At 38.1% G+C, this 14,132-nt stretch carries 17 protein-coding genes; all 17 read right to left on the reverse strand.

Annotated features, from left to right (window positions below):
* Positions 1-30: 30 nt before the first annotated feature.
* The 17 genes from ccpN to mtaB all read right to left on the reverse strand — a co-directional run bounded on the left by ccpN (position 31) and on the right by mtaB (position 14,129).
* Positions 31-669, reverse strand: coding sequence for a transcriptional regulator CcpN (gene ccpN / locus WKH56_RS03430; protein WP_155404465.1), 639 nt, complete (start codon positions 667-669; stop codon positions 31-33).
* A 258-nt stretch (positions 670-927) separates the two neighbouring features.
* Complete coding sequence (gene recO, locus WKH56_RS03435) at positions 928-1,692, reverse strand: DNA repair protein RecO (protein WP_033579683.1); 765 nt, start codon at positions 1,690-1,692, stop codon at positions 928-930.
* 27 nt (positions 1,693-1,719) lie between these two features.
* Positions 1,720-1,863, reverse strand: a complete 144-nt coding sequence (locus WKH56_RS03440) for a YqzL family protein (protein ID WP_014458193.1) — start codon at positions 1,861-1,863, stop codon at positions 1,720-1,722.
* A gap of 155 nt (positions 1,864-2,018) precedes the next feature.
* Positions 2,019-2,924 (reverse strand): GTPase Era, encoded by a 906-nt coding sequence (era, locus tag WKH56_RS03445; RefSeq protein WP_013059225.1) that lies wholly within the window; start codon positions 2,922-2,924, stop codon positions 2,019-2,021.
* Complete coding sequence (locus tag WKH56_RS03450; protein WP_033579682.1) at positions 2,917-3,315, reverse strand: cytidine deaminase; 399 nt, start codon at positions 3,313-3,315, stop codon at positions 2,917-2,919. The genes era and WKH56_RS03450 overlap by 8 nt, the downstream gene beginning before the upstream one ends.
* Positions 3,316-3,406: 91 nt before the next feature.
* The gene (locus WKH56_RS03455) at positions 3,407-3,778 is read right to left on the reverse strand and encodes a diacylglycerol kinase family protein (protein WP_016765589.1); all 372 of its coding nucleotides are present in this window, start codon (positions 3,776-3,778) and stop codon (positions 3,407-3,409) included.
* Positions 3,762-4,232 (reverse strand): rRNA maturation RNase YbeY, encoded by a 471-nt coding sequence (ybeY, locus tag WKH56_RS03460; protein ID WP_028411646.1) that lies wholly within the window; start codon positions 4,230-4,232, stop codon positions 3,762-3,764. The genes WKH56_RS03455 and ybeY overlap by 17 nt, the downstream gene beginning before the upstream one ends.
* Positions 4,229-6,337, reverse strand: a complete 2,109-nt coding sequence (locus WKH56_RS03465; protein WP_048019982.1) for an HD family phosphohydrolase — start codon at positions 6,335-6,337, stop codon at positions 4,229-4,231. Before WKH56_RS03465 ends, ybeY begins: the two co-directional genes overlap by 4 nt.
* 62 nt (positions 6,338-6,399) lie before the next feature.
* Positions 6,400-7,374: a PhoH family protein gene (locus tag WKH56_RS03470; RefSeq protein ID WP_033579680.1), complete on the reverse strand. Its 975-nt coding sequence runs from the start codon at positions 7,372-7,374 to the stop codon at positions 6,400-6,402.
* Positions 7,375-7,377: 3 nt separating this feature from the next.
* On the reverse strand, positions 7,378-8,565 hold the full coding sequence (gene yqfD, locus WKH56_RS03475; RefSeq protein WP_048019739.1) for a sporulation protein YqfD: 1,188 nt from the start codon (positions 8,563-8,565) through the stop codon (positions 7,378-7,380).
* A 16-nt stretch (positions 8,566-8,581) separates the two neighbouring features.
* Positions 8,582-8,866 carry a sporulation protein YqfC gene (gene yqfC, locus WKH56_RS03480; protein ID WP_013059232.1) on the reverse strand — a complete coding sequence of 95 codons (285 nt, stop codon included), beginning with the start codon at positions 8,864-8,866 and terminating at the stop codon, positions 8,582-8,584.
* A 59-nt stretch (positions 8,867-8,925) separates the two neighbouring features.
* Complete coding sequence (locus tag WKH56_RS03485; protein ID WP_048019738.1) at positions 8,926-9,387, reverse strand: hypothetical protein; 462 nt, start codon at positions 9,385-9,387, stop codon at positions 8,926-8,928.
* A gap of 31 nt (positions 9,388-9,418) precedes the next feature.
* Positions 9,419-10,402, reverse strand: coding sequence for a flotillin-like protein FloA (gene floA, locus WKH56_RS03490; RefSeq protein WP_028411651.1), 984 nt, complete (start codon positions 10,400-10,402; stop codon positions 9,419-9,421).
* Positions 10,402-11,733 carry an NfeD family protein gene (locus WKH56_RS03495; RefSeq protein WP_048019737.1) on the reverse strand — a complete coding sequence of 444 codons (1,332 nt, stop codon included), beginning with the start codon at positions 11,731-11,733 and terminating at the stop codon, positions 10,402-10,404. Before WKH56_RS03495 ends, floA begins: the two co-directional genes overlap by 1 nt.
* A gap of 178 nt (positions 11,734-11,911) precedes the next feature.
* Complete coding sequence (locus tag WKH56_RS03500) at positions 11,912-12,355, reverse strand: GatB/YqeY domain-containing protein (RefSeq protein WP_013059236.1); 444 nt, start codon at positions 12,353-12,355, stop codon at positions 11,912-11,914.
* A 15-nt stretch (positions 12,356-12,370) separates the two neighbouring features.
* Positions 12,371-12,544: a 30S ribosomal protein S21 gene (gene rpsU, locus WKH56_RS03505; protein WP_013059237.1), complete on the reverse strand. Its 174-nt coding sequence runs from the start codon at positions 12,542-12,544 to the stop codon at positions 12,371-12,373.
* A gap of 226 nt (positions 12,545-12,770) precedes the next feature.
* Complete coding sequence (gene mtaB, locus WKH56_RS03510) at positions 12,771-14,129, reverse strand: tRNA (N(6)-L-threonylcarbamoyladenosine(37)-C(2))-methylthiotransferase MtaB (RefSeq protein WP_013059238.1); 1,359 nt, start codon at positions 14,127-14,129, stop codon at positions 12,771-12,773.
* Positions 14,130-14,132 lie beyond the last annotated feature (3 nt).

The following is a 14,132-nucleotide window of genomic DNA, read 5'->3' on the forward strand; positions in this document are numbered from 1 at the left end:
TTGTGCATCCCCTTTTTAATCCTTTTTCACTTATAATACTTCATCATTTGCTAGTGCTACTAGTAATTTTGTAATATTTGTTTTGGTAATGCGTCCCACCACTTCAAAATTGCCGTCTCCCTCTTTAATAACGGGCATAGCATCAATCTGTTTTTCAATTAAGATCTTAGCAATATCCATTAACAAATCTTCGCGATAACAATATGTAATGTTGGGCATTCTCGTCATGATAATATGAACAGGAATAGATGTGAGCTCTTGCTTTCCGATACTCGCGCGCAATAAATCTTTACGCGACAGTACTCCCACTAGCTGTGATTTCTCATCCACTACAAAAAGGGTCCCCACGTCTTCTAGAAACATTGTACAAATAGCATCATATACCGACACATTTTCGTTCACGACTACAGGGATAGACTGATATTCTTGCACCTGTATTTTTTTTATTTTATCTGTAAGAAGCTGTGCTCCTGTTTTACCTGTGTAAAAGTAACCTACGCGCGGTCGCGCTTCTAGATAACCAGCCATTGTTAAAATAGCCAAGTCCGGTCTTAGCGTGGCCCGCGTAAGGCTAAGCTGATCTGCAATATGCTCGCCTGTAATAGGGCCTTCGTCTTTGACAATTTGTAAAATTTGTTCTTGTCGTTTGTTCAGTTCGATTGTACTCACCACCTAATCATTAAATGTGACATACTATTTATAAAACATTATATACTTTTTAAGCAAAAGTAAAAGCTATAACTTATTAATTTTAGCATTTTATCTTTTTAGAATGCCGTTTATTTTACCATGGCTTCTCAAAAAAAGCAGACATTACGCTTACAATAAGCGAAACTATCCCTTCGCTCCACAGTAAAAAGGGTGTCCTCTACACACTACGAGGCACCCTAGCGACAGCAATTCCTTGCATATCACTGATTATCTTTTCTATTTCTTATCAGAGAGCGATTGTTTTAAAGACTCCATCTGATTCAAAAACCGCTTTGTTTTTAAAAACAATCCTGAATATTCTTCATAATATTGATCAATTACAAACTTTAATTGTTTTTTTGTTTCGGGTTTAACAGAAATAGAACCTAACCGCTTTAAATCAATGTAATAAAATAGCCTTAATAGTTTAACCGTCATCGGACTAATTTTCAAATGATAAGGATCTTTTTCTAAGCATCGATGACAAATAAACCCGCCTTCTCGAATGGAAAAATGAAATGTTCCTTCACCTTGATGGCAGACTGCACATTCATTTAATGTAGGATGAAGACCTAGAACGTTTAACATTTTCATTTCATAAATAAATGTTAAGATCTCTGCATCATACTCTTCGTTCATATAATGAATGGTTTGGTGCAGCAGTTCAAATAGAAATGGATTTGGTTTATTGTTCTCAGTAGCTTTATCTGTTAATTCAAGAATATAAGAAGCATACGCTGTTGTGAAGATATCTTCGCGTATGCTTCTCATAGATGAGATAACTTCTCCTTGATGGAGAGTACCCATTCCTGAACCTGCTTGTATAAAAAAGTATCCATACGTAAATAATTGTGTGACGGAAGCTAAGCGACTACTGGGCTTTTTTGCCCCTCTTGCCATAAGACCCACTTTTCCGAGTTCACGTGAATAAATGGTGACAATTTTATTTGATTCACCGTAATCATTCGTTCGAATGACAATTCCTTCACACTTTTTAAACAATCATCATCACCGCCATCTTACAGAAGGCTAAGACAAGGGAGAATTGAGACTTTCGCTGTTGTCCTCATATGTTTCGGGTCTTTCTTTCACTTCATTTTCAAGTTCCTTAAAAATGAGATAAGTATCAATGCTACCTGTTTGTGAAAAAATGTTCCAAGTAAAATTCAACATAGAACTCCCACCTTTCTAACCATAAAGATCAGATACATATTTCAATTCCTTATGTTTAGAATAGCCTTCCGACGTAAAATCATGTAACACAATTTTTTACAAATTACCTTCTTTTATGAAGGGGTATAAATCGACGCCAACAAGAACTCAAATGATTAATATTCGTCTTCTCTAAATCCAAAGTCACGGAGATGCGACGCTCGGTTTCGCCAATCTTTTTGCACTTTTACCCATAGTTCTAAAAATACTTTTGAGCCTAAAAGAGCTTCAATGTCTGCTCTTGCTTTTCTTCCTACCTCTTTTAACATCTTTCCTTGCTTTCCAATTACGATGCCTTTTTGTGAATCTCTTTCGACGATAATTGTAGCGCCGACGTAAACAGCGCCATTATCTCGTCTTTGCATAGAATCCATCACAACGGCAATAGAATGAGGTATTTCTTCCCTCGTTGCATGCAGTACTTTTTCACGAATTAATTCCGTAATAATAAAGCGCTCTGGGTGATCTGTTACCTGATCTGCCGGGTAATACTGCGGACCTTCCGGCAATCGCTGCTTGATTTGATCAAGCAAGCGCTCCACGTTATTTCCTTGTAAAGCTGAAATTGGCACAATTTCAGCGAAAGGATATAAGTCTTTATAATTCGTGATAATTGAAAACAATTCGTCTGGATGAATTTCATCAATTTTATTAATCACAAGGAAAACAGGCGTTTTTGTATCTTTTAAACGCTCGATAATAAATTCATCGCCTCGACCTAAACCCTCTGTTGCGTTAATCATAAATAAAATTAAATCTACTTCTTTAAGCGTATTTTGCGCTACCTTCATCATAAAGTCGCCTAATTTATGCTTTGGTTTGTGAATTCCTGGTGTATCAATAAACACAATTTGCGCCTGATCTTCCGTGTACACACCCTGAATTTTATTTCTAGTTGTTTGCGGTTTGTCACTCATAATCGCAATCTTTTGACCGATTACTCGGTTCAAAAAAGTTGATTTCCCTACGTTTGGTCTTCCAATAATTGAAACAAAACCTGACTTAAATTCATTATTACTCATGTAAATCCTCCGATGAAAATGCTCCTGGAAGTAATTCTTCCACAGTTAGTTCTTGTATGTTATTTTTTAAATTGGTTAATATAACTTTCATTTCTTTTGGACAAAGCTCAGAGATTACTTGTCTGCATGCTCCACACGGAGAAACAGGACGATCAGTATCAGCTACTACAGCAAGTGCTGCATACTCTTTATCTCCTTCTGAATAGGCTTTAAATAAAGCCGTACGCTCAGCACAATTGCACATGCTATAAGCCGCATTTTCAATATTGCAGCCGCGATAAACCTTTCCATCTTTCGTCAATAAAGCTGCACCAACTTTAAATTTTGAATACGGTACATAAGCCATTTCACGAGCTTTTTTCGCCTCATCAATCAGTCCGGTCTTATCCATTTATCCGCTCTCCTTTTGCGCTTCTACATGTCTTTTAACTTGTCCTTTTTTATTATACCACGGGGGTGTAAAGAACCAAAAAGAATCCTTTTTAAAACAAATACTTTAAGAAAATAATTCCTCCTATAAGGACAGCAAAACACGCATAGACCAACACCGCTGCTGCGGCTGCATCTTTTGCGTGTTTTGCTAGTATGTGATATTCAGGAGAAACTAAATCGACAACTTTTTCCACCGCTGTATTCATTAACTCTAAGCTGAACATGCCTGCAATGAGAAGCAGCACAACCGTCCATTCACCAGCTGTAATTGACAGCACGGCTCCTAAGAGAAGGACGATGAAAGAAGCTGCTACGTGAATTTGCATATTTCTCTGTGTTTTACAAACATAGAGAAACCCCTCTATTGCATAACCAAAGCTACTGACAACTTTAGCTATCCCTTTTTTATCGCGAGAGTCCATATTGTTCTAAAATATCTTTTTGACGTGTAAACATCTCTTTTTCATCTTCTGATGTTTCATGGTCATACCCAAGCAAGTGCAAGAAACCGTGAACCGTTAAGAATCCTAGCTCCCTCATGAACGAGTGATTGTATTCTTCTGCTTGCTCATGAGCTTTTGGAATCGAAATGACAATATCCCCCAGGACTCTTGGCATCTCATCTCCGATAATTTGCATTTCATCTTCGCCCATTTCTTCTAGCGCAAACGATATTACATCCGTTGGCTGATTTTTATGGCGGTATTGATGATTGATTTCTTGAATTCGATCATTATCCACAAATGTAACGGATACTTCTGCATCCTCTTGAAGATTTTCATATATAGCAGCGGCTTCAAGCAGCTTCTCAAGCTCTTTTTGCTGCTCTTTACTCACTTCGTTTGTTTCATCAATAAAATCAATAACTAAACTCATACCTTCACCTTCTCTTTTTTTATCTCTGGATATTCAATTCGGGAATGAAAAATCCCATTTAGCGTTTCACATAGTGCTTGGCGAATTAACTCTAGCTCTTTGAGCGTTACGTTACACTCGCTAAGCTGCTCATCCTGCAAGCGATCTTTAATAATATTTCGCACCAAGTTCTCAATCTTTTCCGGAGTCGGATTGGACATTGACCTTACGGCTGCTTCTACACTATCAGCTATGCAAATAACCGCTGCTTCTTTCGACTGAGGCTTTGGTCCAGGATAGCGATATTCTTTTTCATCAATTTTTTCTTCTGTTTGTTCAAGTGCCTTATGATAGAAAAACTTAAGCAGGGTCGTTCCGTGATGCTGCTCTGCAATATCTACAATCTCTTTTGGAAACTTGTGATTTCGCAAAATGGTCGCTCCATCTGTAGCATGTGCGATTATAATATTTTTACTAGTCTTCGGACTTAGTTTATCATGCGGATTGGTAATATTCATTTGATTTTCAATAAAATACTGCGGTCGCTTCGTTTTACCAATATCGTGGTAATAAGCCCCCACTCTCGCTAATAAACCGTTAGCTCCTATCGTTTCGCACGCCGCTTCAGATAAGTTTGCCACCATTACACTGTGATGATACGTTCCTGGTGTTTCGGTTAAGATTTTACGTAATAGCGGATGATTAGGACTCGATAATTCAATCAGCTTCATCGTAGATAAAATGCCAAATCCACTTTCAAAAAACGGAAGCAAACCTATAGCTAAAACGGAAGCAATAACACCAGATGCAATTGACATCATGCTGTAATAGCCAAGCTCTACAGTACCAATTTGGCCATTTTTAATAAAAATAATAGCAAAGCTAATAATTACGTTTACCATCGCCACAAATAGACCTGCCTGCAAAATCCGTGAACGCCTGTGCTGCCTGCTTAAAAATAAAATAGCAGCAATATTGCTAATTAAAAAGTAAATCCCAATGTTCATATTAAACGAGGTTGTCAATTCACCATTAAAAATAATGCTTCCACAAATAGCAAATACAATACTTGATAAAATAGCAATGCGTTCATCCATTAAAATTCGAATCAGCAAACCTCCCACTGCAACAGGAGCTAAGAAACCAATTTCCGATAAATCAATTTGCTGAAACACGCTTAAGATTTTCATGAGGCCAATCGTAATGGTTGCTACCAATACATACAACAACAAGGGCTGATATGTCTTGGTGTGAAATTCACGCAAATAGTAAATGAGGCCCGCTATCATCATCACAATCAGCAAAGCTAATCCCGCAAAAGGCTGAATAGATCCTTTATTATTCAACAATCCCGCGAGCTGGAGCTGGCGATATATATCAGGATTAATAAGCTGATTTTCTTCTACAATAATCTGACCTTGTTTAATTCGAACAGGCTCCACTTTTTCCACAGCTGCTTGACGGTTTTCAGCTGTTTTTTTGGGATCATAAATCACATTCGGAATGATAGCGAATTTAGCAATTGCATTCATTGAATCCTTTAGGGAGTTGCTGACATTGGTGTAAACAAGCTGACCTTCTACCTGGTCTTTTTTCTCTTCTACATCGCTAATCTTCACTTGATCTTTCATCACATGATGAACGGCTGTAACTACAGCGTCTTTCGCAATCGATAAATCACTGTTAGAAGACTGAAGCAGCTGCTTGATGGTATCCTTTGGCAAGTTTTTTTGAATGTCTTCAGGAAGCTTGTCCTCTAACATTTTTTGTTTGGTTTTTAATACGGCATCGATACTGTCATCTTCATGATCTTCTTTTTCATATTCTGTATTAACTTCCATCATCGCATCAAAAATAGATGCAACAAGATCGACTTGGTTCTGTGCGTATTCTGTTTTTTGTGTATACACATCTTCAACGGCTTGTTCTGCCTCTGCCCGTTTTTTCTCTGTGCTCTCTTTATCTTCAATGGTAACGGGTGAGTAAATGGTTTGCGGGGAAATAGACAATAGTCTGAGATCTAATTCCTGCGGCTTTACATTGCTATACATAGACGCAAACATCATTATACCTAACAAGGCATATAACCCAATTTGAATTAACCGTAATCGCTCGATCTGTGCCATTGTTTGCTTGATTATCCGAAACGTTGACACAAACGTACCCCCTTTACAAAAAATAGACCCTATTAAGAAAGGGTCTTTTGGTCAGCTTGTTCGTACGCTTGAATGATGCGTCCCACAAGTGGATGGCGCACAACATCTGACTGTTCTAGATGAACAAACGAAATACCTTTAACATTGGTCAGGATTTTCGAGACAGCCGCTAGACCAGACTGAGCTCCTTTTGGTAAATCAATTTGTGAAATATCTCCTGTAATCACCATTTTAGACCCAAATCCTAGTCGTGTTAAAAACATCTTCATTTGCGCCATCGTGGTGTTTTGTGCTTCGTCTAAGATAACAAACGCATCATCTAGTGTACGACCTCGCATGTAAGCAAGGGGTGCTATTTCAATAACTCCGCGTTCGATTAGGCGTTGCGTATGTTCTGTTCCTAATACATCATGTAATGCATCGTACAGAGGCCGCAAGTACGGATCTACTTTTTCTTTCAAATCTCCTGGCAAGAAGCCAAGACTTTCACCTGCTTCAACAGCAGGACGTGTTAAAATAATACGCTGTACGTGACCATTTTTAAGAGCATTAACGGCCATGACAACGGCTAAATACGTTTTACCGGTACCAGCAGGCCCAATTCCAAATACCAAATCATTTTTCTTAATAGCAGAAATGTAGTGACTTTGTCCTAATGTCTTAACACGAATAGTCTTACCTTTTACGTTTTTACCAATCTCTTCTTCATATACATCTTCAAAAAACTCGAGAGAATTTTTCTTAGCTAATTGAATCGCATACACAACATCTCGTTCAGATATGGAAATATTTTTGCGGATAATGTTCAGTAACTTTTTAAGCATTTCTTCCACTAGCTGAACATTTTCTGTACTTCCGGAGACTACAACAGTCTCACCTCTTGAAATGATCGAGACCTGCATTTCTTCTTCAATTCGCTTTAAATTCGCATCTTGTACGCCAAATAATGAAATGGCTTCGTTTGAATCATCAAGTTGTACGTTAATTGTTACTAGCTGTTCTGACATTCATCAATCTCCTTGAATAATTGGTTGAGTGTTCGCAATATTTTCTATAACTTGGTAATGTATTGATAATCTAACTTTACCATTGTCCTGTTCTTGGTGCAAAACTTTTTCACCTTTTATTTTAGCATCCTCACCTAAAGTTGATAGTAATTTTTTTCGACCGATTTCCAAAGCTTTTTCCACCGCCTCTTGTTTAGAATAGACGCGCTGCGAATTCTGTTCTTCTCGTACAGCAACTTTCTCATACGACAGAGGTAATTTCCATTTAAAAAAATAGAGTGGATGCTCCACTTTTTCTGTCAGCTTTGAGCCGTATTTCTCTTTGTTGAAAGCCCAAAGAGGCATTTTAAAAGCTTGAAAATCTAAATAGTGCTTCGTATATCCATTACCCGTTAATACTTGAAAATCAGTTTTTAAAGGCACTTCCACCTCAGACTTATACCATGTTTCACCGTAGACTTTTCCTTTAGCAGCTACTACTTTTTTATTTTTTTCGTTTCCAATAATACCGGAAACTAAGACCTCGCCTTCGTTGACAAAATCATTAACCTTGACTAAAGGTTGTCCTTTTTCGACAAACAAATTCGTAATAATAGCTTTCTTTTTAGCAATTAAATGTTGGTAAGGTGTTTTTTGCTGAGGCTTGGGCTCATTTTTTTCAACCACTTGGAAGTGATAAGAAGTGCCGCGCACTTCTACTCCCACCCAGGTAATATTGTTCATATTATCCGTTAAATAGCGCTGAATTTTTTCAGGACTCTCTAACAGAAATTGAAACTCTCCTCTTTTTACACCTATTTTGGCCAGCTGCTTCGTCATTTGATGTTCTGTTTGTGGTTCTGCACCGCTAATTTCCACTTTCCACACCATGTTGGAAAGCAAACCAAGAATAATAAAAAAAGAAAGAAAACCTAAAGCAAATCCACTATTTTTAATCACTCGTTTTGTTAAAAAAGGAAAACCTCGGCCTCTTATAAAATAAATTTTACAGTCTGCGTTGCGAATTAGTATACGAATTTTCTTTACATCTTTCAATAATATCGTTGCTGTCGCTAGCTGACCGTCAACTTTATGGACATTCGAAATCATAATCTGTTGTCTCACACAATTATTTAAAAAACGTTCAATTCCTTTTCCAACAATTCGAATACGTACGGTACCAATAACAAAGTTTGTCCATCCATTCTTCATTTTTTTCCTCCTTGTGTTATTGTTCTAAATAAAGAACTTGATTGATTTTACCTTCTAAAACCAGTTCTTCTGGCAGTATTACTTTAATGACCAGTCCTTCACCTCGAATTAACATTTGTCCCTGTTTTAGTAACACGCGTATTTCAGTATCAGAAAAGGCTAATAAACCTTTATGATTTTCAATATAAATGTGTATTTGTCCAACTAACGTAATACGGGGAAGATCCATTAATACATCAGCGGGTAGTTCCATTGTTTTTGTCATCCATCTTTTCATTTGGTGTCTCCACTTTTTGCTCATAAAAAGAACCCCCTTTCATCTCATGTTTATGAGAAAGGGGGTTAATGTATCACATCTATTTATCGTTTATATTTACGTTGTTTCGATTTTGGCGGCCCTAGAATTTCGGACCATATCACTCCTTGAACAGCTTCTTTACGAGAAATGGGCTTAAAAACGTTTTTCTCATCAGTTGTTTTTGGTTTTTCAACTGCAATTTTCTTTTGAATAGAAGGTTCATGATACGAACGGTTTTTTAGCTCTTCCAGTTTTTCTTGCAAAGGATTTGTTTCCGCTGAAGGAACAGTTTCTGGCTCCATACGAGCTGTTTTTGGCTCTTCTTTGACAGGGCGATATCTAGGTCTTTCCCGCCTTGAAGGATTGTTTACAGGAGGCATAGGAGCTCTTTTAGAACGCTGCTGTTCTTCCTCTTTTGACTGAGCCATAAAACGCTGCACAACGTTAAAAATAATCCCTCCAATGATGACAAAAATGAAAGCATTATTAATAATTAGTTTAATAAGCGTTTCAACGATATTCATTAGGAGAAAACCTCCTTGTTAAACTGATTCATTATTTCTCATCGTCTTCTTTAGACATTTTTCCAATTGAATCACGCATATCCGTATCAGCAGTCAAGTTTTGAATATTCATATAATCCATGACGCCAATATTGCCAGAGCGCAGTGCTTCTGCCATCGCTAATGGTACTTCTGCTTCTGCTTCTACTACTTTTGCACGCATTTCTTCTACTTTTGCACGCATTTCTTGTTCTTGAGCAACGGCCATAGCACGACGTTCTTCGGCTTTTGCTTGGGCAATATTTTTATCTGCTTCTGCTTGGTCTGTTTGAAGAACTGCCCCAATATTTTTACCAATGTCGATATCAGCAATATCAATGGATAAGATTTCAAACGCTGTTCCGGAATCCAACCCTTTTCCTAAAACCGTTTGAGAGATCATATCAGGGTTTTCCAATACTTTTTTGTGATCTTTTTGTGAACCGATTGTAGAAACAATCCCCTCGCCAACACGGGCAATAATCGTTTCTTCTCCAGCTCCCCCTACTAGTCGATCAATGTTTGCACGAACGGTAATTCGGGCTTTTGCTTTGACTTCGATTCCATCCATAGCCACCCCTGCAATAAAAGGTGTTTCAATAACTTTTGGATTAACGCTCATTTGTACAGCTTCTAGCACATCACGGCCCGCTAAGTCGATAGCTGCTCCGCGCTCAAATGTTAACTCAATATTTGCTCGGTGCGCTGCAATCAACGCATTTACCACGCGGTCCACGTTACCGCCTGCTAAATAGTGGCTTTCTAATTGATTAATGGTAATACCTAAACCGGCTTTACTTGCTTTAATTAACGGGTTCACAACGCGAGATGGTATCACTCGACGAAGTCTCATTCCGACCAGTGTGAAAATACTAATACGAACGCCTGCTGCTAATGCTGAGATCCATAACATAATCGGTACAAAAGTGAAAAAAACAGCTAAAGCAATAATTGCTAGGCCAATAACTACAAAAAACAATACGCTACCTGCTTCCATTAATTAAGGTCCTCCTTTTTCAAAGGCTCTGTAAGCTTCCGCACCACAACCCTTGATCCCTCTACTTTTATAATATTTACTAACACATCTTTGTCTAAATATCCGCCTTCAGTGACTACATCCACATACTCTTCATCGATGAGCACGGTGCCTGAAGGACGCAGCGGTGTTGTTGTTTTACCTTGTTTTCCTATTAATTCATAACGATTTTGATTCGATACATAACCAGATTCGGTATTAAGTGAATCATTAAGCACCATTTTTTTGAAAGGTGTAAGCTTTCTTTTAAAAAATTTCATCATCACAAACGCACCTCCCAGTGCCACCACTATTGCAATTACAAGAGAAATTCCCATTTCGACATTATTATCTGTTGACATAAAAAAACTTAAAATGATAGCTCCAAGCCCTAGCAGCCCTAAAACGCCGCCTGGCACTACAATCTCTAATAGAAGCAGTATAATTCCTGCTATAAATAAAACGACCGCTTCCATTCCTGCTAATCCTGCTACCATATGACCATAGAAAAATAAAAGAAGTGAAGCTACTCCAATAGAGCCCGCAATACCGAATGAAGGCGTAAACAATTCAATTACAATTCCTAAAGCACCAATGGATAATAAAATGGGCACAACAAGCGGATGGGTAAGAACACGAGCAATTTGTTCACTTACACTCATTTTTGCATACGTCAGTTTAGCATCTTCATAGCCAAGTACGCTCAGGAGATTATCTAAATTTTTTACAGTTCCTTCTGAATAACCAACTTGCTCGGCTTGCTTCGGAGTTAGCGTCAACAATTCGTTTCCTTTTAAGTTGAGCTCAGGTATGACCATCTTTGTGTTTGCCATCGCTTCTGCATATTTAGGGTTTCGGTTATTTTGTTCTGCTGCGCTCTTCATAGCCGATAACCAGTAGGACTGAGCTTTTTTTCCTGCTGCATTTCCCTGTTGGTCAATCACAGCTGCCGATCCCATTGTAGAACCGGGTGTCATATAAATTTGATCGGCGTTAAGTGCAATATACGCTCCGGCCGATAATGCTTTTTTGTCGACAAAAGCAGCGGTAGGAATAGGTGTTGAGGTTAAGCTTTTAGCTATTTCAGAAGCTGCATCTACAGCTCCTCCAGGAGTATCTATGTCCAATATAATCAAATCTGCACCGTCATTTTCCGCATCTTTAATGGATCTGTTTAGAAAAGAAAGCAGTCCATTTTCTACCGTTTTATTGACAGGAATAATGTGTACACGCTTCACGTCAGCGGTGCTAATAGTGGGGAATAACCCAGTGGCTAAAATAAGAAAGCACACGAAAGAAAATAAGGTTTTCACCGAATACACTTCCCTCCTTCCATAGATAGTATGAGTATGTATCTGTATATACGAATAACTTTAACAATAGTTTCAAATTTTTTAAAATTTATCTATTTTATTCTTTGCACTAGAGAAGCAAAACATACGTTCGGATATTATCTATATAAAAAACACCTTACACAAGGTAAGGTGTTTTTTATGATAAGTGTTGAAGGACAAGCTTATTAACAAGAGAGCCATCCGCTTTGCCTTTTACTTTCGGCATAAGCGCTCCCATAACTTTCCCCATATCAGCTTTAGAGGAAGACTGCGTTTCTTCAATCGTCGTTTTAATAATTTCAGATAACTCTTCTTCAGTTAGCTGTTTAGGAGCGTAAACTTCTAAAACCGCTAATTCAGAATGAATTTTATCAACAAGATCTTGACGACCTGCTTTCTCAAATTCATGGAGGGAGTCTTTACGTTGTTTGAATTCGCGAGAAATAACCGTCAACTCGTCTGCTTCAGTTAGGTCAGTGCCTAACTTAATGGCTTCGTTTTGAAGAGATGCTTTGACCATACGAATGACCCCAAGCTTCTCTTTCTCTTTGTTTTTCATCGCTTGTTTCATATCACTATTTAAACGCTCGAGAAGACTCATAAATCCACCCTCTTATTAGAACTTGCGTTTTCTAGCAGCTTCAGATTTCTTCTTACGCTTTACGCTAGGCTTTTCATAGAATTCGCGCTTTCTTGCTTCTTGTAACGTACCAGTTTTTGAAACTGAACGTTTGAAGCGACGAAGAGCATCTTCAAGCGATTCGTTTTTACGAACAACTGTTCTTGACATTCTAATTCCCTCCCTCCGAACAAAACCACTAACATCATAATGAAATGACATGTTAGACATGTCTTTTGCAATTATAATATAATGATTCCTTAAGGTCAACCGCTTTACATAAAGTAATGCAGTTATTCCCCCTTTATTTTATGAACTTTCTTGATAAAACATTACTCGTTCAGCTTTTTTATACGTATGAAAAAAGCTGCGTAAACACGCAGCTTTTCAATAAGTGTTATGAGCTCATTTTCACCTGATCTTGAAGATGAACCTCATCTAGCACGCGAACAAACTCACCTTCATTGTAAGGATATCCAGCTTTTGAAATTTTAACTTTTACAAGCTTTCCAACCATTTCTTCAGACGCTTTAAACACAACCTTTAAATAGTTATCAGTATACCCTACATATAAACCACTTTCAGGATCTTCTTTATATTTTTCTTCCGGAATTACTTCTAGTACTTCTCCTTCAAACGTTGAAGCATATTCTTTTGCCAATTGATTTGAAAGTTCAATTAAACGATGCACACGTTCATTTTTTACTTCTTCATCAATTTGGTCGGTCATACGAGCTGCTGGCGTACCTGTACGTTTAGAATACGGGAATACGTGAAGCTCTGAAAAACCGTGCTCTTTAATAAAGTTATACGTCTCCATAAACTCTTCTTCTGTCTCACCTGGGAAGCCCACAATCACATCTGATGTAATCGCTAATCCAGGAAGAGCTTCTTTCAGACGGTTTAAGCGCTCGCCAAAGAACTCCATTGTATACTTACGACGCATGCGCTTCAATACCGTATTTGAACCTGATTGAAGAGGAATATGCAAATGACGTACAACCATTTCTGATTGATCTAGTACCTCAATCACTTCGTCCGTAATTTGGCTTGCCTCAATTGACGAAATACGAATGCGTTTTAATCCTTTTACTTGCGACTCTAAATCACGAAGAAGCTGTGCAAGATTGTAATCTTTCATGTCTTCTCCGTATCCGCCAGTGTGAATACCTGTTAACACGATTTCTTTATAGCCTGCATCCACTAGCTGCTGTGCTTGTGCTACGACTTCTTTAGGATCACGAGATCGCATTAAACCGCGAGCCCATGGAATAATACAGAATGTACAGAAGTTGTTACAGCCTTCTTGAATTTTTAACGACGCACGCGTACGGTCTGTAAATGCCGGTACATCTAGCTCTTCATATACGCGTGTTTTCATAATGTTCCCTACACCATTAATCGGTTGACGCTCTTTTTTAAATTGTTCAATATAATCAAGCATCTTAACGCGATCTTGTGTACCTACTACGATATCAACACCAGGAATGGCCATAATTTCAGCTGGCGAAGTTTGAGCATAACACCCAGTTACACAAATAACCGCATCTGGATTTTTTCGCACAGCTCTACGAATAACTTGACGGCTTTTTTTATCTCCTGTATTTGTTACCGTACATGTATTAATTACATATACATCGGCAGTTTGTTCGTATTCAACACGCTCATAGCCTTGGCCTTTGAACAATTGCCAAATTGCTTCTGTTTCATAGTGATTTACTTTACACCCTAGCGTGTGAAAAGCAACTGTTGACATAAT

The organism is Priestia sp. SB1 (genome assembly GCF_038898415.1).